This is a genomic window from Arthrobacter sp. USHLN218 (assembly GCF_037144715.1).
Classification (GTDB): domain Bacteria; phylum Actinomycetota; class Actinomycetes; order Actinomycetales; family Micrococcaceae; genus Crystallibacter.
In genome coordinates this window covers 89253-106324 of the sequence record NZ_JBBCYT010000008.1, presented here as the reverse complement: position 1 = coordinate 106324, position 17072 = coordinate 89253, and the positions used below count along the sequence as shown (strand labels likewise).

The window sequence follows — 17072 nt, the reverse complement described above, 5'->3', positions numbered from 1 at the left end:
AGAAACAGGGCGTAATCGACGCGCGCATGTGACGCTGCCCCGGTGCTACTGTGCCTGCATGTCAAACAATCAGGGGACCATACCTGTTCTAGACCTCAGCACCGCGCGGCTTGAAGACGGCACTTTCAACCCCGTCTTCATCGACCAACTGCGCGACGCCGCGCACCGCGTCGGCTTCTTCCAGATCACCGGTTACGGCGCCGGCGAGAACCAGGTTGCCGAGCTCTTCGACGCCATCAAGCGCTTCTTCGACCTGCCTCTGGAGGAGCGGCTCAGGCTGGACAACCGCAACTCCCCGCACTTCCGCGGCTACACCCGGATGGGCACCGAGCGTACCCAGGGCCGCGCCGACGCGCGCGAGCAGCTGGACTACTCGCCGGAGAGCGAGCCGGTCGAGGACTACCCGGCGGACCAGCCGTACTGGCTGCTGCGCGGACCCAACCAGTGGCCCGACGCGGTCCAGCCTGACCTGCGCGAGAAGGCCATGGCCTGGGCGGACCTGATGTCCACGGTCGGCCAGGAACTGCTCTCCGGCATCGGCGTCGGCCTCGGCCTGCCCGAGGACTACTTCGACGAGCCGTTCCAGGGCACCCCGCACTGGATGGGCAAGCTGGTGCACTACGTCGGCGGCGTCGTCGAGGCCGCCGGCGACCAGGGCGTCGGCATCCACGCCGACTACGGCTTCGTCACCCTGCTCCTGCAGGACATGGTCGGCGGCCTCGAGGTCCAGCCTCCCGGCACCACCGAGTGGCTCCCGGTCGAACCGATCGAGGGCGCCCTGGTGGTCAACCTCGGCGAGATGCTCGAGGTTGCGACCGAAGGCTACGTCACCGCGACCATCCACCGCGTCCAGGCCCCGCCGCCCGGCGTGGACCGCTACTCCGTGCCGTTCTTCTGGTCGCCCCGGCTCGACGCCGTGATCGATCCGGTCCCGCTCTCCCCCGAGCTGAGGGCTGCGTCCCGCGGGCTGTCCGACGATCCGAACAACCCCATGCTGGCCAGCTTCGGCGCCAACATGCTCAAGGGCCGCCTCCGCGCGCACCCGGACGTCACCGAGAAGTACTACCCGGAGCTCCTCGCCAAGTAGATGCCCTGCTGAGCAGGAACTCCGCTGGAGGGGAGGCCGCCCGAGCATGGGCGGCCTCCCCTCCCCCTTTCAAGACCAGGTCCGTCCGGCCCGCACCCCATGACAGGGCGGGGCCGCCGACCGATAATGAACCCATGGGCCTCCTCGAAGCTCACCGGCAGGACCTCCGGAAGACCGTCTCCGGCTCTCCCGGCGTGCCGCAGTGGGCGCGGGAGCTGGCCGAGGGAACGGATCCCGGCTTCTTCGCGCCGCACTCGGCCGTGTGGGCCGTGCACGGCAATATCGCCACCCTCGCCGGCGGCGTCGGCGCCCTGCTGATCCAGTCGCTGCATCCCGGGGCCCTGGCCGGCGTGGACGATTACTCGATGTTCAAGACGCAGCCGTTCGTCAGGCTGGCGGCCACCGGGCGCTGGATCATGACCGTGACCTACGGTGACACGGCCACCGCGCGGACCGCCTGCGAGCGCATCCTCAGGCTGCACGAGCGGGTCCGCGGCACCTATACGGATGCCCACGGCCACACGCAGCCCTACTCGGCCAACGACCCGCAGCTGCTCAAGTGGGTGCATCTGGCCTTCATGGAGGCGTTCCTGTCCGCCCACGCGGCCTACGGCGGCCCGATTCCCGACGGCGAGGACCGGTACATCGCCGAATGGGCCATCGCCGGTGAGCTGATGCGGGTCCCGGATCCGCCGCGCAGCCGCGCCGAGCTGGACAAGCAGCTCGCGGCCTTCACCCCGGAACTGCTGCACGACGCCAAGCTGGAGGCCTCCGTCGAGTTCATCCGGCACCCGCCGTTCCGCGGGCTGCAGCGCCTCGGCTACCGGATCCTGTTCGCCGGCACGGTGGACACGCTTCCCGTGCGCTACCGCGAACTGCTCGGGCTGCGGAAGGCCTCGCTCGGTCCAGTCCCGCTGCCCGTCCGCACCGCCACCCGGCTGGTCCTGCGCCTCGCCGCGCACGGGCTCGGCGGCCGGCCGACGAGCGAAGCCTTCGCCCGCCGGCGGCTCGACCGCCTCGCGGCTTCGGGCTAGGCCCCGGCAGCCCGCGCGAGCGTGGCGCGCGCGTGCCGCAGCAGCGGCTCGTCCACCATCTGTCCCTCGAAGGTGAAGACCCCGCCGGCGGTTTCGGCCGCCGCCAGCACCTGCCGGGCCCGCTCCACCTGCTCCGGCGTGGGCGTGAAGGCCTGCCGGATGACGTCCATCTGGCCCGGGTGGATCGAGGCCTTGGCGCCAAAGCCGGAGGCCTGCGCGTCGACGGCCTCGGCCAGCAGGCCCGCGTGGTCCGCGATGTCGAGATAGACGGAATCGATGGCCACCTTGCCGAAGGCGCCGGCCGCCAGCAGCACCTGCGACCGGGCGTGCAGCGCGACGTCCCGGTAGCCGCCCGAGCCGTTTCGGGACGAGGAACCGCCGAGCGACGCGACCAGGTCCTCGGCGCCCCACATGAGGGCAACCACGTTCTGCGCGGCCGCGATCTGCGGCGCGTTCAGGACCCCAAGCGCCGTTTCGCAGAGGGCGACGACGGCGTAGCCGGCCACCGCGGCCAGGTCGCCGGGCGTTTCGGTCTTCGCGAGCATGACCGTGCGGTAGTCCGTGTCCCGCAGCGCGGCCAGGTCGGCGGCGAAGTCCGCGCTGCCGGCCGGGTTGACCCGCACGATCGTGCGCGCCGGATCCATCGGGTTCTCTATGAGCATCCGCCGTGCGGCCTCGCGGTTGTCCGCCGCGACGGCGTCCTCCAGGTCAATAACGACGGCGTCCGCACGTTCCAGCGCCTTGGCGTAGCGGTCGGACCGGTCCGCCGGGCAGAACAGGATGGACGGGCCCATCGTGAACTCCCGGGGGCTCATGCGCTGGGCTCCAGCTCGGTCGGGACGGCTCCCCGATGTCCGCCGTCGGCCTCGATGTGGTCGAGCTGGACCGTGGCGACCAGCTGGTTGGCCTTGACCAAGTCCCCGACCTTGAGGCTGCCCATGCGGACCACGCCGTCCCCCGGCGACAGCAGCGGGTGCTCCATCTTCATGGCTTCGACGGAGGCCAGCACCTGGCCCGCGGCGACCTGCTCTCCGTCGCTGACCTGCACCGCGATCACCGTCCCCGGCATGGGGGAACGGACCTCGGGGGAAAGCGCCCCGCTGCCCCGGTCAATGGCGGCCAGCTCGCGGGCCAGCATCTCCGCCCGGTCCAGCCGCCTGATGCCCGCGGTCCAGCCGCAGCGGCTCAGCCATACCGCGCCGTCGGCCGCCACGGCGGTGTACAGACGCTGCCGCAGCCCATCGACCGCCAGGCCGGCGCCCGTCCGGGTCACCGCCAGCTCCTGCCCGTCGATGACCACGGCCGAGCCTCCGGGACGGCGGCGGTAGGTGACCTCGTGGACATCCTGCCCCGCCTCGAAGTGCTGCGGCGTGCCGGCCGCCTCCCCGAGGCGCCAACCGTCGAGGCACCAGGCACCGCCGTCGTTCCCGCTCCCCCGCCCCTCGGCACCGCCGTCGTCCCCTCCCGCATTGGCGACGTGCACGGCCACCGCCAGTTCGGCGCGGGACGGCGTGTGGAACTCCATCTCCGGCATCTTGCGGCCGATGAGGTCCGTGTCCAGCCGGCCGGCCGCCACCTCGGGGTCGTTGATCAGCAGCCGCAGGTACTCGATGTTGGTCAGCACGCCGAGGATGACCGTATCCGCGAGCGCCCGGTCGAGGCGGGCCAGGGACTCTGCCCGGTCCCGGCCCCAGGCGACGACCTTGGCCAGCATGGGATCGTAGAAGGCCGGCACCTCCAGGCCGTCCCGCAGCGAACTGTCCACGCGGACGTGCCCGCCGGACGGCTCGGCCACCGCCAGGACGGTGCCAGTGGACGGCACGAAGCCGCGGGCCGGGTCCTCGGCGTACACGCGGGCCTCGGCGGCGTGCCCCTCCAGCGCCACGTCCTCCTGCGCAAAGTCGAGGGCCTGCCCGGCAGCGATGCGGACCTGCCATTCCACCAGGTCAACGCGCCGGCCCCGGACCCGTACTACCTCCTCGGTGACCGGATGCTCCACCTGCAGGCGGGTGTTCATCTCCATGAAGAAGAACTCGCCCGGACTCTCGTCGCTGACCAGGAACTCGACGGTTCCGGCGCCCACGTAGTCCACGGAGCGGGCCGCCGCCACGGCAGCCGCGCCGATCGCCGAACGGATCCGTTCGCCGTCGTCATTGCCCTCCAGCAAAGGCGACGGCGCCTCTTCGATCACCTTCTGGTGCCGCCGCTGCAGCGAGCACTCGCGTTCGCCGAGGTGCACCGTGTTGCCGTGGCGGTCGGCCAGGACCTGCACCTCGATGTGCCGGGGCCGGCGGACCAGCCGCTCGAGGAAGAGGGTGTCGTCGCCGAAGGCACTGCGCGCGGTGCGGCGGGCGCTGGCGAGGGCATCGGGCAGCTCGGCGGCGGATTCGACGATGAACATCCCCTTGCCGCCACCGCCCGCCGACGGCTTGATCAGCAAGGGGAAGCCGACGTCCGGCGCCGCGGCGGCCAGGTCCGCGTCGGTCAGCCCAGGTTTGGCGATCCCCGGCACCACGGGGACCCCGTAGCCGGCCACATGGTTCTTGGCCCGGATCTTGTCCCCCATGGCGTTGAGCGATGCGACGTCCGGCCCGATGAACGTGATGCCGGCGTCGGCGAGCGCGCGGCCGAAGTCCGCATTTTCGGAGAGGAAGCCGTAGCCCGGGTGCACGGCCTGGGCGCCGCTGCGGCGGCAGGCCTCGAGGATCGCGTCGATGCTGAGGTAGCTCTCGGCGGCCGGGCCCGGCCCGATCCGCACCGCGGTATCCGCCTCGGCCACGTGGCGCGCGCCCGCGTCCGCATCCGAGTACACGGCGACGGAGCGGATGCCGAGGGCCCTCAGCGTGCGGATGACGCGGACGGCGATTTCCCCGCGGTTGGCCACGAGCACCGTGTCGAAGAGTGGGTTGTCCACGATTGGTCCGTTCTCTCGGCTACATCCGGAAGACGCCGAAGGAGGTCTCCGGCAGGGGTTGGCGGGCGCAGACGTCCAGGGCCATGCCCAGCACGCGGCGGGTGTCGGCCGGGTCGATGACGCCGTCGTCCCAGAGCCGTGCCGTCGAGTAGTAGGGGTTGCCCTGTGCCTCGTACTGCTGCCTGATGGGGGCCTTGAAGGCCTCCTCGTCCGCCGCGCTCCAGTCCTGCCCGGCACCCTCGAGCTGGTCCCGCTTCACGGTGGCCAGGACCGAGGACGCCTGGTTGCCGCCCATCACGGAGATCCGCGCGGCGGGCCACATCCAGAGGAAACGCGGCGAATACGCGCGGCCGCACATCGAGTAGTTACCGGCGCCGAAGGAACCGCCGATCACCACCGTCAGCTTGGGCACGCGGGTCGTGGCGACGGCGGTGACCATCTTGGCGCCGTGCTTGGCGATGCCGTCGGCCTCGTAGTCGCGGCCCACCATGAAGCCGGCGATGTTCTGCAGGAACAGCAGGGGGATGCCGCGCTGGTCGCAGAGCTCGATGAAGTGTGCCCCCTTGAGCGCCGACTCGGAGAAGAGCACGCCGTTGTTGGCGACGATGCCGACCTTGTGGCCGTGGATGCGCGCGAACCCGGTGACCAGCGTGCTGCCGTAGCCCGCCTTGAACTCGTGGAAGCGGCTGCCGTCGGTGATCCGGGCGATGACCTCGTGGACGTCGTAGGACGCGTTGACGTCCGTGGGCACGGCCCCGTAGAGCTCGCCGGGATCCGCCACGGGTTCCGCGACCTGCGCCTCGATGTCCCACGCCGGCGGCGGGGCGGGCGGCAGCGTTTCGATGATGTTCCGGACAATCGACAGGGCGTGCGCGTCGTTCTCCGCCAGATGGTCGACGACGCCGGAGGTCTTGGCGTGCAGCTCGCCGCCGCCCAGTTCCTCCGCCGTGACGATCTCCCCGATCGCCGCCTTCACCAGCGGGGGTCCGCCCAGGAAGATCGTGCCCTGCTCGCGGACAATGACCGTCTCGTCGCTCATCGCCGGAACGTAGGCGCCGCCCGCCGTGCAGGATCCCAGGACGGCGGCGATCTGCGGGATCTTCCGCGCCGACAGGTTGGCCTGGTTGTAGAAGATCCGGCCGAAGTGGTCCCGGTCCGGAAAGACCTCGTCCTGCATCGGCAGGAACGCGCCGCCGGAGTCCACCAGGTAGACGCAGGGCAGCCCGTTCTCCAACGCGATCTCCTGGGCGCGCAGGTGCTTCTTCACCGTCATCGGGAAGTAGGTGCCGCCCTTGACCGTCGCGTCGTTGGAAATGACCAGCACGTGGCGCCCGTGGACCAGGCCGATCCCGGCGATGATCCCGGCGCCCGGGCTCTCCCCGCCGTACATGTCCTCGGCGGCAAGCGGCGCGATCTCCAGGAACGGAGAGCCCTCGTCCAGCAGCATGTCGACGCGCTGGCGCGGCAGCAGCTTCCCGCGGTCCACGTGGCGCTGGCGCGATTTCTCCGGTCCGCCCAACGCCGCCCGCGCCAGGCGCTCCCGCAGCTCGTCGACGAGTTCAGACTGCCGCTTCGCATTCTGGAGGAAACCGGGGTCCGTCGTGTCGACCCTGCTGGTCAGAGTGTCCATGCTGTCCTTTTCGTCGCGGGTGTGCGGGGCCGGTGGCTCAGGTCAGGAAACGTTGGCACGCGGCTGGGGAGGGTCGGGCTCGCTCGCGAGCCGGCGCGGCGCCACCACGAAGTCGACGCCGTCGAGCTCACCGTCCCCGACCGCCAGGATCCGGCAGGCCATGCTCACGAAATACTGCTGCACCTCTTCGAGCCGCAGCCGCCCGTCCGCACGGAACCAGTGCGCAACACCCGTCCCCATCTCCATCAGGGCCAGGCGCGTCATGGTCAGGTCCTCGGTGCTGAAGGCGCCGACGCGCGCGCCGCGTTCCAGCACCTGCGCGAAGAGCGACTCGTACTCGTCCCGGAGTGCCTGCATGGCGGGCCGGTGGGCCTCGGAAAGCGCCCGCATCTCGTACTCGGCCACCCGCGCGGTGAGCTGGTTGGTCGCCGTGAACCCAACGTGCGAGGAGATCAGGCCCGCCAGCTGAATGGCCGGTTCCGCGCTGCGGCGCAGGGCCTCGGCACCCGAACGGATCATCTCGTCGAGGCAGTCTCGCATGATGCTGACCAGCAGCTCTTCCTTGCTGCCCACATAGTGGTAAAGCGTCGCCGAGTTGATGCCGGCCGCCGCCCCCAGCTCCCGGATCCCGGTGGCGGCAAAACCGCGCGTGGCAAAGAGGGACACCGCCGCCTGCTGGACCTTGCCGAGGTTCACGCTCACCACGCTTTCCCGCTGCCGAAGCCATGAGGGCCAATCGATCGATTGGCTCACATGCACCATTGCAGCCCAGCACCAGAGGAGCTGTCAATCACTTGAGCGGGAAATTCCGCCAACGACGACGGTCCCGCCTCTGCGTGCGGGAGGACTGGGCGCGGGCATCCATCGGTCCCGCTCCCGGCAGCGCCGCAGGGCTGCCGCCCGGTCAGGCCCCGGCCGCAGCCTCAGCCGCTCCCTCCGAGGAGCGGCGACCCAACCGCTGCCGCGCGGTATTGCTGCCGCGGCCGATCGGCACCCGCCGGGTCGCCGCAGCGAGCCCAAAGGCCGGCATGTCGCTGTAGACAGACTCCTGGTCCCGCACGGCCACCTGGTAGGTCTCATGCCAGACCCCGACGTCGCCCGAACCGGCCGACTCCTTCATGAACCGCCGCCACGGCTCGAGGTGCGGAGCATCGCGATCCGCGGCGAACTGCTGGAGATGCTCCGGGCTCTTCCAATAACTCAGCATCACCGTGGTCCGCCCGAACCACGAGTGGAACCCAAGCAGTCCCGCCTCCGGATGCCCCGCCAGGTACCGCAGCATTTTCGGCATCGCCGACGCCGTCCGCATCACAGCCGGCACCTTCCACCACCGGTTGGCCCGCATGCCGATCAAGAACACCGTCACCACTTCCTCCGGAGCCGCCGTAAAGCGCCCCGGTTCCACCTTCCGTCCCATCGCCGCCTTCTCGCTCATCGCCGCTTTCCTTCCGCCGCTTGGGCCAACACGTCCGTCTGCACCCTGCCCGGCCCCGTGACATCGGCACCGGGGCCTGGCCCGTCGAATGAAATGGCACCGACCTGCCGTTCCACCGATTCCATAACACTGTTACAAAACAACGTTATGGAATGATGGTATCTATGGCAAGACCCCCCGTCTACGATTCCGATCTCCGCCGGCGACTGCTCGAGACCACTGCCGAACTCGTCGCGGCGGACGGTCCGGCAAGAGTGGCCCTGCGCGACATTGCGGCCGCGGCCGGCACCTCGACGACGGCCGTCTACTCGCTCTTCGGCGGCAAGCCCCAGCTGTTGACCGCGGTGCTGGACGATGCCTTCCGCTCCTTCGGCGACTCCCAGCGGGCCGCCGCGCCCGAAGGCCTGCGCGGGCTCGGCCTGGCATACCGGCGGTGGGCCCTGGAGCACCGCGCCTTCTACGCCCTGATGTTCAGCAGCCCGCTCGGCTCCCCCGTGCCCTGCGAGCCCACGCCGGAAGTTGCCGGATCCGCAATCGAGCCTCTCTACGAAGCAGTCGGAGCCACCCTCGCCGCCACAGGGTCCGATGAATCCGTGCCCCTCGTGGCCGCGGCCATCTGGGGCCAGGTCCACGGGCTCGTCAGCCTCGAACTCGCCGGCGCGGGGCTCCCCGGCACCGACTGGGAAGCCGCCTACGAAACGGCCCTGAACGCCGTCGGGCGCAGCTACTCCAACTGAGGCCCCACCCCGGCACGCGCGACAACGCCAACTGAGGCCCCGCCCCGGCACGCGCGGCAACGCCAGCTGAGGCCCCGCCCCGGCACGCGCACCAGCCGAAAAGCCGGCTCCACGCCCGCCGCCCTCTTCCCCACCCCTCGCTTGGCGCGTGGCCGCCCGCGGCTCAACCTCCCAGCATTAAAAGTCTCCGCCGGCATCACCGCAGGTCAGGGGCTTGCTTGAAGGCTAAAGCTGGAAAGAAGCGGTTAATGCCGGGAAGTTCGTGCAGGACGCGGCGCCTGGGCCGGAACGGGCGCAAAGAGCCGAGCGCGAAAAGAAAGGAGCCCCGCCGATTTGGCGGGGCTCCTTCACTGGCGGAGGATGGGGGATTTGAACCCCCGAGGTTGGCCCTGAATTTACGCGGTAAACCCCGGAATCTAGCGGAAGTTGATGCCCGTCTATGCCCGTGGATAAACGTTGAGTAGTGCCTACGCGTTGACGGCGTCAACATTGATTTTCGGATCCGGCCGTCTATCCAAATGGAAGTAAACTTCGCATCGGATCCGCCGAATTGATAGACGCGTCACTTAAAGCTTTATACGGTGGGGGCAACTGGGGGGATGGTCCGAAACTGTCAGACGCACCGCTTACTCTGTAAACGTTGCATCAAGCTTTAGGGGAAGTACCGATGATCCACTGTCTCAACCAGGCCGCCCGCACCTACGGCACCCATTGCCTTGCCGGCGCCCTCAACCTCACGCCGCCGGAAGTTTACGACCGCCTCGAGGGATTCAAGCCCTGGACAGTGAGGGATGCCGCCGCACTGGCGATTGCCATGCGCCGGCCGCTGTCCGAGCTAGTCATCGAGTCGAAGCTCAGCACGGCGGACAACCTCATGCACTGACACTTTCAAGCCTTCGCAGATTTGGTAGAGAACCGGGACAGGGATGTCCCGTTTCTCATTTAAGTAGCGAAGCAAGGACTGCTCCGTAACGCCGGAAGCGTCGGCCAGCTCCCGCACCGTCATCTGCGCCGCGGCACGTTCCGCCCTTAGCTGGGCCGCTATCGCTCGCGTGTAGTCCTCGGCTGTGTACGCCATCTGAATCCTGCCATTCCATTTGGTTGTTCGTGCTGTCCACAGTGATAACAACAGCCTAGACCCAGACCCTATGAAAAGGTTTGGGTTATCCGTTGCATACTTTCCGTTTGGAATGCTAGACTCTCCGTATGGAAAGCAAACCGCCCCCCAACATCACAGCGGAGACAGCAGCCCTAACCCTGCAAAACATCCACCGGGCAAAGCTGAGCGTCGCCGAAGTTTCCCGCCGCACGCTCATCCCCGGCGTATCACTCCACCGCAAGGTAAACGGCATCTCCGCCATGACAGTCAACGACCTGGCAGCAATCGCGCTAGCCACAGGCATTCCCTTCTCTGAGTTCCTACCGAAGCACCTGACCGGGAACGCGGCATAGCAATGGAAGCCAACCTCACAACTGCCGACATCGCGGTCCGGCTAAACGTCACACCAGACACAGTCCGCCGCATGTGCAAGGCCGGCAAATGGGAAGCCGTCAAAGTCGGAAGACTGTACAGGTTCACCGAGGAACAATACCAAGCAATCATTACGCCCCCTAGTAAGCCCCAAAAGCCCCGCGCCCAGCGCAAGAACATCGAGCGCCTTCTCCGCTCCGCCTAAAGCATCACCTCTCGACCTCATCTGGTCAAACCTTTACCCTCATGCGCCCTACTTTCGCGCACCCAAAAACCAAGTCCGTTGTCTGACGGCAAGCCACACCGGCTGAGTGAAAGCGATTTGTCATGCCCGAAATTCTCCCCTACCTCCAAGCCCTCGGATTCGTCGGAGCCAAAACCTGGCTCCTCGCACAAGCAGAAGAAGCAGGCCAGAAACTCAGCGTCCGCAAAGCGAAAGACCTTGCCGGCCGCGCCATGGACTGCATCAACCCTGACGAGTACAAGCGCATCCTCTACTCCGACCCGGTCGGCGAAGGCATCGCCAAACGCTGGATGGACTTCAACCACAACGAACAGGCGGCAGCATGAACGGCACCTACAACCGCCAATGCGTCGCCTCGGTCCAGGAGTACGACGGCACCTACCGCCGCTGCACCCGCGACAGCAACGAGCGACACGACGCAACCGTCCCGCTATGCCACGCGCACTTCAAGGCCGCGTTCCGACAGATCGCCCAACCCATTGCCGAACAGCTGGAGCGGGAACGCAAGAAGGCGGCAAGACATCACTGCGATGCCGAACGCGCCGTGCAGGAGTACATCGAAGAAGAGATGGAGCAGCACATCCAGAGGAACGAGCGCCGCAAGGCTGCCACCTTGGTCTACTTCATGCGCTGCGATGCCTACATAAAGATCGGCGTCTCAACCAGCCCGCGATATCGCCTCGAGCAGATCCGAAAGGCCGGCGGGGTCTTGGCGCCCCACGGCATCGACCTCCAGCGAACAGAACTCATCACCAGCGCAACCGGCGGCTACCCACGGGAACGCGCCCTGCACGCCAAGTTCGCGCACCTTCGCCACACGGGCGAGTGGTTCACGGAGGCCCCCGAGCTTACCGAGTACATCGACAACCTGAAGGAGACGAACGATGCAAGCACTGCCGCTTGAGGATTTGGATTGGCAGTCGGATGCGCTGGAGGTGATCGAGTCCATCGCGTATGAGCAGTGGACTTTTAGCAGCGATGACCTGCGGGACCGGATGCGCCCCGCCCCGCACCCGAATATGGTCGGCGCCGCGTTCAGCACGGCCCGGAAGGCCGGGCTCATCACCCCCATCGGATACATGGCCTCCAGATCGAAGTCCCGCCGCCTCGGCGTGGTCAGAGTCTGGACGCTCAAGATCAACAAGGAGCAAGCAGCATGACGACCCTCTACATAGCGGGCCCTATGACTTCGATGCCGGATCTGAACTACCCTCAATTTTTTGTGGCCGCAGCCCAGTTGCGCCGGGCTGGTTTCACGGTTCTGAATCCGGCGGAGAACGAGGCGCCGAACGAGAACCCGTCGTGGTCGGACTGGATGCGCCTCGCCCTCGCGCAACTCGTCCAGGCGGACGGTATCGCGCTGCTGCAGGGGTGGCGTGAGTCCCGCGGCGCGCAGCTCGAGAAGGAATTGGCCGTCGACCTCGGGTTGCAGCTCGGCACCGTCCCCAACTGGCTCACGAAGGCCAGCAACGAGGCGCACATGGAACGGCTGGGTGTGCGGGTGTGAGCGAGCGACTGAAAGACAGGCCACTGCAGCCGGGCCGCGGCAGGGTGTGGCAGATGCCCGGTTATGGCTGGGCCGGCGACTATCGAGACTCCAGGGGCGTCGGTTACGGCGTCTGGGCTGAGTCGCTTTCAGAGGCCGCCGACTGGATCCGAGAGAAGGCCAAGTCATGACCGCGCTCGGTTTGGCCGCCGCCATCTTCCTCGCCCTCTACTACTACAAGCAGATCAAGGAGAACCGATGAGCAACCGACACTACGACGCCGCCGTCAGTGAGAAGTATGCGGGTGATTGGCGGTTCACGGAGGCAACACTGGCCGTCGCGTACGAGGCCCGGACGGCGAACCTCCTCGCACTGGCCGCCCTGAAACGTGAGGCCGAGGATTACACGGCCGCCGCACACCTGGAAGACGAAGCGAGGGCCCGGCTGTGACGTGCAAGGACTGCGGCTGGCGGATGCGGAAGCATACGACGAAGCGGGAGACAGCACCGGGCACCCGAGTACATGGGGCGCACGGACGTTGTAAGGCGTGTGTTGCCCGTCAGAAGCGCGCCGAGAACCCGAAGCCGAAGCCCGCACCCGCGCCGCGCATCGAGTACACGGACGCGGAACTGTGGGAACGCTACCCGGCGACCGTCCGCGGCTGGCTCACCGAACGACGACGACGACTCAACCAGCAAGGAGTAGCAGCATGAGCGCAACCTTTGAAGCCAAGTACCACGGACACTGTCATGCGGGATGCCTCGACCCCATCGAACCCGGCGATGATGTCACGTTCGTAAACCACAAGCTCGTGCACGCCGAATGCGCCGACGACAGCACCGTGAACCCGCGCCCGGTGACTATCTGCCAAGCCTGTTGGCTCGCCAAGCCTTGCGGATGCGACGACGCATGACGGCGATCCTGACCCGCGCCGGCACATCCAGCCACGGCGCCTGGTGCGACACCTGCCAAGACGGGATCCGCGGCACCACCAAACGGCGGGCCGAAGACTGGGCCAAACGCCACAACAACCGAAACCACCGACAGACCCGCGAAGGGTCTTTTTTATTGCCCGAAACCATGGAGGAACCATGACGCTACACACCTTTGACGATCTCGAGCAGGGTTCGGATGAGTGGCTGGCTGCACGCTGCGGCATCGTGACCGCGTCGGTTGTCGGCCAGCTCATCACCCCGAAGACCGTCAAGCCCGCCAGCAACGACTACTCCCGGGCGCTCACAGCGCACCTCGCGGCCGAACGCATCACCGGACATGTGGAACCCGTCTACGTGAACGCGGACATGGAGCGCGGCACCCTGGATGAGCCTTACGCCCGCGACCTGTACAGCGAGCACTTTGCGCCGGCCACTGAGGTCGGCTTCATGGTCCGCGATGACTTCGGGTTCCGCATTGGCTACAGCCCTGATGGGTTGGTCGGCGATGACGGACTCATCGAGATCAAAAGCCGCAAGCAGAAGAAGCACCTTGCGACGATCCTTGCCGATGAGGTGCCGCTGGAGAACATGGCGCAATGCCAGACCGGCCTGCTGGTGTCGGGCCGCGAATGGCTGGATTACGTGAGCTACTGCGGCGGTATGCCGTTGTTCGTCAAGCGCGTCCTGCCCGATGCGAAGTGGCAGGCCGCAATCGTGGAAGCCGTGCAGATGTTCGAAGACAACGCCGCCGAGATGATCGCCAACTATCGCACCCGCACCGCAGGCCTGCCCGCAACCGAACGTATCGACCACTACGCAGATTTGGAGATCAAGTTCTGATGGACATCTCAAAGGCCCTAGTGGCCAAGTCAGACCAGCTAAACGCCTCGGACCTGACCGGGGCACCCATCGTCGCAACCATCCAAGCCGTGCGCCGTGGCGATGCGGTCAAACCCGTTGTTGTGGATCTCGTCGGCATGGACGGCCGGCCATGGAAGCCCTCAAAGGGGATGCTGCGGGTAGTCGCGCACGGCTGGGGCGTCGAGTCCGATGCGTGGGTTGGTCGATCCGTGAAGCTGGTCAACAACCCCGAAGTTATCTACGCGGGCGAGAAGGTCGGCGGCGTCGAAGTGGTCGCAATGTCCCACATCGCCGCACCGTTCACCATCCCGGTACGGATCAGCCAGAAGAAGGTCAAGCAGCACACCGTTGACGTGCTGGCCGAACCGTCAACCGAACCATGGCGGGCGCAGTGGCAGGCAATCACGAACGCACTCACCGCGGCCGGATATGAGGGCGACGGGCCGCACATGCTCGCCACGGCCGGGCAGGTCATCGGCTCCACATGGGACCACCCCAACCAGATCAGTGCTGAGGACGCGCAAAAGATCCTCGCAACAGTACGAGAAGACAACCACCAGGAGAACAACTAATGGCACAGATCGACTTCACCGGGAACCTTGGCGCGGACGCTGAACTCCGCCATACGCAGCAGGGCCGCCCGGTCCTGAACTTCCGCGTGGCCGATACCAAGTCCAAGCCGGACGGTAACGGCGGCTGGGAAAAGCTGAAGGAACAGTGGCTGAACGTCTCGCTGTGGGGCGAGGCAGCCGAGTTCTACGGTCCGCTGCTCGTGAAGGGCACCCGCGTCCGCGTCTTCGGCGAGTTCTACGCCCGCGAATACGAGGGCCAGAACGGCCGCGGGATCTCGCTCGACGTGGAAGCCCACGGCGTTCACATCTACCCACCCAAGCGCAACCAGCAGGCCGGCGGCTTCGGTGGCCAGTCTCAGCAGTCCTCGAGCTGGTCACCCAAGGGCGGCGGGAACGACTGGGGATCCTCCAGTGATTCCGCCGCATCCTGGGGCAACGGCGCCGACGACACCGCCCCGGCTTTCTAAACACCCACTTACCACGAAGGTGTCCCGTCTTGACCAGGCGGGGCACCTTCCCTTTTGCACCCGAAAGAAGAACATCATGCCCACCTTGGAAAAATCTGACCGCTGCAAGAAGTCGTGCTGTTGGACCCCGTACACCTGCGGACGTAACCGGACCTGCGCTTGCCATCGCCCCGATGATGTCCTCGCGCTGGACGAGATGTTTGCAGCCAAGGCGACCCCGACCGAAGCCCCGGCGAACGTGGTGCCGCTGTTCCGTGAGCCGCAGCCATGACGTACGTTCACGGCGCAACCTCACAGGACGCGCAGAAACTCATCAACGCGGCCCGTGCTCGTGCGGCGCAGATCATCCTGGACGCCGAGCAGCGCGCCAAAGCAGCCGACGCGATTGTGTCGAATGCGCGGGCCGAGGCTAAGCAGATCATCGCCAACGCGAACGAGCAGGCCGAACAGATCACGACCGCGGCGACCCGGCACGCAGCGAACATCAAGTCGACGGCACGGAAGTACGCCCGCGACCACCAGCCCGCCCAGGAACGCCCGCTAAACCCGCTGTACAACCAACTCCTGCAGGAACGGTACGGCACCGGAAAGAGGATCGCATGAGCTCCCCCGACACCCCGCAGCAGGAGTATCAGGCACGCCCGGACCACAGCCTGAAAGACATCATGTGGATTCATTCGCTGGGCATCGCGGTCCCGGGCGACGGCGACCGCTTCACCAAACAAACCAAGGAGACCAAGTGAACATCCCTGACGAAGCTGTCGAAGCGGCACAAAAGGCACTAGACGCCGCCGTCGATAGCCACCTGCCCGACGCATTCAGTTCCGGATGTGAGGCGAACGGCACCGAATGCGAAGACGAGTATGACTGCCTCTGGGATATGGCGCGCATTGCGCTGGAGGCTGCAGCCCCGGCCATCCAAGCCGCTGCCCTCCGCGCCGCCGCAGCATACGCCGTGGACCATGTCGCTGTGTGGGACGGGAATAGCACCCTCACTGATGTATCGACCGAAACCGAGTATGTGGACATCGCCGCGTGGTTGCGGGCCCGTGCAGACGAACTGGAGGCCGGCAAGTGAACGAGCTTCTAGTCGCTATCGGCATCCCGGCCCTGATTGTCGGCGCGCTGGTCATCTCGTGGGCTGTCGGACGGCACGACGGCACCGAACCCGACTCCCTGCCGCCGTTCTTCGCGCCCGAGGACGACCGCGACATCCGCGAATACCACAACATGACCCGCGCCGAATGGGAACGCACCCCCAACCCCGCCAAAGCCCGGCTCCGCGACGCCTACTTCACCCACCTCTGGAGGATCTAATGAGCAAGCGCGTAATAAGCACCCTTGACGAGCTAGTCATGCTCGAACCCGGCACCGTCTTGCAAGGCCCGGACTGGGAAGAAGAAACCTACAAGTGTGTGGGTGCTGCCGAGTTCCTGACAATCGGCAGTGACATCCCCTTCCTGCCTAGCCACCTAGTTGCTCGCGGGCCCTACACCGTGATTTGGGAGCCTTCCGATGGGCGCGAATGAGAAGCTGGCGGCGACGTTTCACCCTGACGAACCGGAACACCTCGCCGCGCACATGATCGACGTCATCGAGTACCCGTTGAACGGCGACGACATCAGCGTCACCACCCGCGCCCGCCCCGTCATCAACGCGTTACTTCAGGATGCGCGGATCGAAGCGCTGATGGACGCGGCCGAGCAGATAGGGCGCGCCGCCGAATCCATGCGACGCGTGGGCGAAGACGAATTAGCTGAAGGTGTCGAGCACGCAGCGGCGATTCTGCGCCGAAAGCTTGCCCGCACATCCCGGACCAAGGAGACGACATGCGACTGACGAAGACGCCGGCCGAGCAGCACGAGTTCAACCTGCGCCGCTACACCCCGCACGAGTTCTCATCCATGGACCCGCTCTACGCTGCGGCCCAGTTCATCACGGAGCAGGCCGCCCAGCTCGCCGCGGCCGACGCCAGAAACAAGATCCTCGAAGCCGAACTGACCACGATGCGCGCCGACCGTGACCGCCTCGCCGGCAAGGTCCAAGCCGTCGCCCAACTACTCGAGCCCCGCACCTGGGCCGACAACTCCCGCAACCACACCCTCCTCGCCGCCGCCATCTACGACGGCATACCCGCACCAGCACCAGCGGCCAACAGGGCCGCATAACCACGCACCCAGCCCCAGCCGCCCACCGAGG

At 66.8% G+C, this 17072-nt stretch carries 30 protein-coding genes; 24 read left to right on the top strand and 6 right to left on the bottom strand.

The window, feature by feature from the left end:
• Positions 1-58 precede the first annotated feature (58 nt).
• Both WFH44_RS17555 and WFH44_RS17550 read left to right on the top strand, forming a co-directional pair.
• Entirely contained in the window at positions 59-1087 is a 1029-nt protein-coding gene (locus WFH44_RS17555) for an isopenicillin N synthase family dioxygenase (RefSeq protein ID WP_336715407.1), read from the top strand.
• Positions 1088-1221: 134 nt separating this feature from the next.
• On the top strand, positions 1222-2121 hold the full coding sequence (locus tag WFH44_RS17550) for an oxygenase MpaB family protein (RefSeq protein WP_336715406.1): 900 nt from the start codon (positions 1222-1224) through the stop codon (positions 2119-2121).
• Here the strand turns inward: WFH44_RS17550 and WFH44_RS17545 are convergent.
• From WFH44_RS17545 to WFH44_RS17525, 5 genes are all read right to left on the bottom strand, one after another.
• Entirely contained in the window at positions 2118-2936 is an 819-nt protein-coding gene (locus tag WFH44_RS17545) for an HpcH/HpaI aldolase/citrate lyase family protein (RefSeq protein WP_336715405.1), read from the bottom strand. The genes WFH44_RS17550 and WFH44_RS17545 overlap by 4 nt on opposite strands.
• The gene (locus tag WFH44_RS17540) at positions 2933-5035 is read right to left on the bottom strand and encodes an acetyl/propionyl/methylcrotonyl-CoA carboxylase subunit alpha (RefSeq protein WP_442892932.1); all 2103 of its coding nucleotides are present in this window, start codon (positions 5033-5035) and stop codon (positions 2933-2935) included. Before WFH44_RS17540 ends, WFH44_RS17545 begins: the two co-directional genes overlap by 4 nt.
• Before the next feature lie 19 nt (positions 5036-5054).
• Positions 5055-6665, bottom strand: coding sequence for a carboxyl transferase domain-containing protein (locus WFH44_RS17535; RefSeq protein WP_336715404.1), 1611 nt, complete (start codon positions 6663-6665; stop codon positions 5055-5057).
• A 42-nt stretch (positions 6666-6707) separates the two neighbouring features.
• On the bottom strand, positions 6708-7367 hold the full coding sequence (locus WFH44_RS17530; protein WP_336715403.1) for a TetR/AcrR family transcriptional regulator: 660 nt from the start codon (positions 7365-7367) through the stop codon (positions 6708-6710).
• Positions 7368-7569: 202 nt separating this feature from the next.
• The gene (locus tag WFH44_RS17525; protein WP_336715587.1) at positions 7570-8082 is read right to left on the bottom strand and encodes a DUF4188 domain-containing protein; all 513 of its coding nucleotides are present in this window, start codon (positions 8080-8082) and stop codon (positions 7570-7572) included.
• A gap of 182 nt (positions 8083-8264) precedes the next feature.
• On the opposite strand from WFH44_RS17525, the gene WFH44_RS17520 reads away from it, so the two are divergent.
• Together WFH44_RS17520 and WFH44_RS17515 are read left to right on the top strand one after the other, a co-directional pair.
• Positions 8265-8837, top strand: a complete 573-nt coding sequence (locus WFH44_RS17520; protein ID WP_336715402.1) for a TetR-like C-terminal domain-containing protein — start codon at positions 8265-8267, stop codon at positions 8835-8837.
• Positions 8838-9504: 667 nt separating this feature from the next.
• Positions 9505-9720 (top strand): hypothetical protein, encoded by a 216-nt coding sequence (locus WFH44_RS17515; RefSeq protein WP_336715401.1) that lies wholly within the window; start codon positions 9505-9507, stop codon positions 9718-9720.
• Here the strand turns inward: WFH44_RS17515 and WFH44_RS21465 are convergent.
• Positions 9673-9843, bottom strand: a complete 171-nt coding sequence (locus WFH44_RS21465) for a helix-turn-helix domain-containing protein (RefSeq protein ID WP_442892934.1) — start codon at positions 9841-9843, stop codon at positions 9673-9675. The two genes, WFH44_RS17515 and WFH44_RS21465, sit on opposite strands and share 48 nt — an antisense overlap.
• Before the next feature lie 200 nt (positions 9844-10043).
• On the opposite strand from WFH44_RS21465, the gene WFH44_RS17510 reads away from it, so the two are divergent.
• From WFH44_RS17510 to WFH44_RS17420, 20 genes are all read left to right on the top strand, one after another.
• On the top strand, positions 10044-10289 hold the full coding sequence (locus tag WFH44_RS17510; protein ID WP_336715399.1) for a hypothetical protein: 246 nt from the start codon (positions 10044-10046) through the stop codon (positions 10287-10289).
• A gap of 2 nt (positions 10290-10291) precedes the next feature.
• Positions 10292-10513, top strand: coding sequence for a helix-turn-helix domain-containing protein (locus WFH44_RS21460; RefSeq protein WP_442892931.1), 222 nt, complete (start codon positions 10292-10294; stop codon positions 10511-10513).
• 122 nt (positions 10514-10635) lie between these two features.
• The gene (locus WFH44_RS17505) at positions 10636-10878 is read left to right on the top strand and encodes a hypothetical protein (RefSeq protein WP_336715398.1); all 243 of its coding nucleotides are present in this window, start codon (positions 10636-10638) and stop codon (positions 10876-10878) included.
• Positions 10875-11456: a GIY-YIG nuclease family protein gene (locus WFH44_RS17500; protein ID WP_336715396.1), complete on the top strand. Its 582-nt coding sequence runs from the start codon at positions 10875-10877 to the stop codon at positions 11454-11456. The genes WFH44_RS17505 and WFH44_RS17500 overlap by 4 nt, the downstream gene beginning before the upstream one ends.
• A complete protein-coding gene (locus tag WFH44_RS17495; RefSeq protein ID WP_336715394.1) occupies positions 11437-11712 on the top strand; it encodes a hypothetical protein in 276 nt (91 codons plus the stop codon). The genes WFH44_RS17500 and WFH44_RS17495 overlap by 20 nt, the downstream gene beginning before the upstream one ends.
• Positions 11709-12059, top strand: coding sequence for a DUF4406 domain-containing protein (locus tag WFH44_RS17490; protein WP_336715392.1), 351 nt, complete (start codon positions 11709-11711; stop codon positions 12057-12059). The genes WFH44_RS17495 and WFH44_RS17490 overlap by 4 nt, the downstream gene beginning before the upstream one ends.
• Before the next feature lie 237 nt (positions 12060-12296).
• Positions 12297-12488, top strand: a complete 192-nt coding sequence (locus WFH44_RS17485) for a hypothetical protein (RefSeq protein WP_336715390.1) — start codon at positions 12297-12299, stop codon at positions 12486-12488.
• A 259-nt stretch (positions 12489-12747) separates the two neighbouring features.
• Positions 12748-12951, top strand: coding sequence for a hypothetical protein (locus tag WFH44_RS17480; RefSeq protein ID WP_336715388.1), 204 nt, complete (start codon positions 12748-12750; stop codon positions 12949-12951).
• Positions 12948-13133: a hypothetical protein gene (locus WFH44_RS17475; RefSeq protein ID WP_336715387.1), complete on the top strand. Its 186-nt coding sequence runs from the start codon at positions 12948-12950 to the stop codon at positions 13131-13133. Before WFH44_RS17480 ends, WFH44_RS17475 begins: the two co-directional genes overlap by 4 nt.
• Positions 13130-13813 carry a lambda exonuclease family protein gene (locus WFH44_RS17470; RefSeq protein WP_336715386.1) on the top strand — a complete coding sequence of 228 codons (684 nt, stop codon included), beginning with the start codon at positions 13130-13132 and terminating at the stop codon, positions 13811-13813. The genes WFH44_RS17475 and WFH44_RS17470 overlap by 4 nt, the downstream gene beginning before the upstream one ends.
• Positions 13813-14406, top strand: coding sequence for a hypothetical protein (locus WFH44_RS17465; RefSeq protein WP_336715385.1), 594 nt, complete (start codon positions 13813-13815; stop codon positions 14404-14406). The genes WFH44_RS17470 and WFH44_RS17465 overlap by 1 nt, the downstream gene beginning before the upstream one ends.
• Positions 14406-14873, top strand: coding sequence for a single-stranded DNA-binding protein (locus tag WFH44_RS17460; RefSeq protein WP_336715383.1), 468 nt, complete (start codon positions 14406-14408; stop codon positions 14871-14873). The genes WFH44_RS17465 and WFH44_RS17460 overlap by 1 nt, the downstream gene beginning before the upstream one ends.
• Positions 14874-14949: 76 nt before the next feature.
• The gene (locus tag WFH44_RS17455) at positions 14950-15144 is read left to right on the top strand and encodes a hypothetical protein (RefSeq protein WP_336715381.1); all 195 of its coding nucleotides are present in this window, start codon (positions 14950-14952) and stop codon (positions 15142-15144) included.
• The gene (locus tag WFH44_RS17450) at positions 15141-15476 is read left to right on the top strand and encodes a hypothetical protein (protein ID WP_336715380.1); all 336 of its coding nucleotides are present in this window, start codon (positions 15141-15143) and stop codon (positions 15474-15476) included. Before WFH44_RS17455 ends, WFH44_RS17450 begins: the two co-directional genes overlap by 4 nt.
• Positions 15473-15616 carry a hypothetical protein gene (locus tag WFH44_RS17445; RefSeq protein WP_336715379.1) on the top strand — a complete coding sequence of 48 codons (144 nt, stop codon included), beginning with the start codon at positions 15473-15475 and terminating at the stop codon, positions 15614-15616. The genes WFH44_RS17450 and WFH44_RS17445 overlap by 4 nt, the downstream gene beginning before the upstream one ends.
• The gene (locus WFH44_RS17440; protein WP_336715378.1) at positions 15613-15951 is read left to right on the top strand and encodes a hypothetical protein; all 339 of its coding nucleotides are present in this window, start codon (positions 15613-15615) and stop codon (positions 15949-15951) included. Before WFH44_RS17445 ends, WFH44_RS17440 begins: the two co-directional genes overlap by 4 nt.
• Positions 15948-16190, top strand: coding sequence for a hypothetical protein (locus WFH44_RS17435; protein WP_336715377.1), 243 nt, complete (start codon positions 15948-15950; stop codon positions 16188-16190). Before WFH44_RS17440 ends, WFH44_RS17435 begins: the two co-directional genes overlap by 4 nt.
• Complete coding sequence (locus WFH44_RS17430) at positions 16190-16402, top strand: hypothetical protein (protein WP_336715376.1); 213 nt, start codon at positions 16190-16192, stop codon at positions 16400-16402. Before WFH44_RS17435 ends, WFH44_RS17430 begins: the two co-directional genes overlap by 1 nt.
• Positions 16389-16712, top strand: coding sequence for a hypothetical protein (locus tag WFH44_RS17425; protein WP_336715375.1), 324 nt, complete (start codon positions 16389-16391; stop codon positions 16710-16712). The genes WFH44_RS17430 and WFH44_RS17425 overlap by 14 nt, the downstream gene beginning before the upstream one ends.
• Entirely contained in the window at positions 16703-17041 is a 339-nt protein-coding gene (locus WFH44_RS17420; RefSeq protein WP_336715373.1) for a hypothetical protein, read from the top strand. The genes WFH44_RS17425 and WFH44_RS17420 overlap by 10 nt, the downstream gene beginning before the upstream one ends.
• Positions 17042-17072: the final 31 nt, after the last annotated feature.

What these genes read in the sequence shown, in the direction of transcription:
- WFH44_RS17555 (WP_336715407.1), top strand. Translation starts at nt 59, where the DNA reads ATGTCAAACAATCAGGGGACCATACCTGTTCTAGACCTCAGCACCGCG.
- WFH44_RS17550 (WP_336715406.1), top strand. Translation starts at nt 1,222, where the DNA reads ATGGGCCTCCTCGAAGCTCACCGGCAGGACCTCCGGAAGACCGTCTCC.
- WFH44_RS17545 (WP_336715405.1), bottom strand. Translation starts at nt 2,936, where the DNA reads ATGAGCCCCCGGGAGTTCACGATGGGCCCGTCCATCCTGTTCTGCCCG.
- WFH44_RS17535 (WP_336715404.1), bottom strand. Translation starts at nt 6,665, where the DNA reads ATGGACACTCTGACCAGCAGGGTCGACACGACGGACCCCGGTTTCCTC.
- WFH44_RS17525 (WP_336715587.1), bottom strand. Translation starts at nt 8,082, where the DNA reads ATGGGACGGAAGGTGGAACCGGGGCGCTTTACGGCGGCTCCGGAGGAA.
- WFH44_RS17520 (WP_336715402.1), top strand. Translation starts at nt 8,265, where the DNA reads ATGGCAAGACCCCCCGTCTACGATTCCGATCTCCGCCGGCGACTGCTC.
- WFH44_RS17515 (WP_336715401.1), top strand. Translation starts at nt 9,505, where the DNA reads ATGATCCACTGTCTCAACCAGGCCGCCCGCACCTACGGCACCCATTGC.
- WFH44_RS21465 (WP_442892934.1), bottom strand. Translation starts at nt 9,843, where the DNA reads ATGACGGTGCGGGAGCTGGCCGACGCTTCCGGCGTTACGGAGCAGTCC.
- WFH44_RS17510 (WP_336715399.1), top strand. Translation starts at nt 10,044, where the DNA reads ATGGAAAGCAAACCGCCCCCCAACATCACAGCGGAGACAGCAGCCCTA.
- WFH44_RS21460 (WP_442892931.1), top strand. Translation starts at nt 10,292, where the DNA reads ATGGAAGCCAACCTCACAACTGCCGACATCGCGGTCCGGCTAAACGTC.
- WFH44_RS17505 (WP_336715398.1), top strand. Translation starts at nt 10,636, where the DNA reads ATGCCCGAAATTCTCCCCTACCTCCAAGCCCTCGGATTCGTCGGAGCC.
- WFH44_RS17500 (WP_336715396.1), top strand. Translation starts at nt 10,875, where the DNA reads ATGAACGGCACCTACAACCGCCAATGCGTCGCCTCGGTCCAGGAGTAC.
- WFH44_RS17495 (WP_336715394.1), top strand. Translation starts at nt 11,437, where the DNA reads ATGCAAGCACTGCCGCTTGAGGATTTGGATTGGCAGTCGGATGCGCTG.
- WFH44_RS17490 (WP_336715392.1), top strand. Translation starts at nt 11,709, where the DNA reads ATGACGACCCTCTACATAGCGGGCCCTATGACTTCGATGCCGGATCTG.
- WFH44_RS17485 (WP_336715390.1), top strand. Translation starts at nt 12,297, where the DNA reads ATGAGCAACCGACACTACGACGCCGCCGTCAGTGAGAAGTATGCGGGT.
- WFH44_RS17480 (WP_336715388.1), top strand. Translation starts at nt 12,748, where the DNA reads ATGAGCGCAACCTTTGAAGCCAAGTACCACGGACACTGTCATGCGGGA.
- WFH44_RS17475 (WP_336715387.1), top strand. Translation starts at nt 12,948, where the DNA reads ATGACGGCGATCCTGACCCGCGCCGGCACATCCAGCCACGGCGCCTGG.
- WFH44_RS17470 (WP_336715386.1), top strand. Translation starts at nt 13,130, where the DNA reads ATGACGCTACACACCTTTGACGATCTCGAGCAGGGTTCGGATGAGTGG.
- WFH44_RS17465 (WP_336715385.1), top strand. Translation starts at nt 13,813, where the DNA reads ATGGACATCTCAAAGGCCCTAGTGGCCAAGTCAGACCAGCTAAACGCC.
- WFH44_RS17460 (WP_336715383.1), top strand. Translation starts at nt 14,406, where the DNA reads ATGGCACAGATCGACTTCACCGGGAACCTTGGCGCGGACGCTGAACTC.
- WFH44_RS17455 (WP_336715381.1), top strand. Translation starts at nt 14,950, where the DNA reads ATGCCCACCTTGGAAAAATCTGACCGCTGCAAGAAGTCGTGCTGTTGG.
- WFH44_RS17450 (WP_336715380.1), top strand. Translation starts at nt 15,141, where the DNA reads ATGACGTACGTTCACGGCGCAACCTCACAGGACGCGCAGAAACTCATC.
- WFH44_RS17445 (WP_336715379.1), top strand. Translation starts at nt 15,473, where the DNA reads ATGAGCTCCCCCGACACCCCGCAGCAGGAGTATCAGGCACGCCCGGAC.
- WFH44_RS17430 (WP_336715376.1), top strand. Translation starts at nt 16,190, where the DNA reads ATGAGCAAGCGCGTAATAAGCACCCTTGACGAGCTAGTCATGCTCGAA.
- WFH44_RS17425 (WP_336715375.1), top strand. Translation starts at nt 16,389, where the DNA reads ATGGGCGCGAATGAGAAGCTGGCGGCGACGTTTCACCCTGACGAACCG.
- WFH44_RS17420 (WP_336715373.1), top strand. Translation starts at nt 16,703, where the DNA reads ATGCGACTGACGAAGACGCCGGCCGAGCAGCACGAGTTCAACCTGCGC.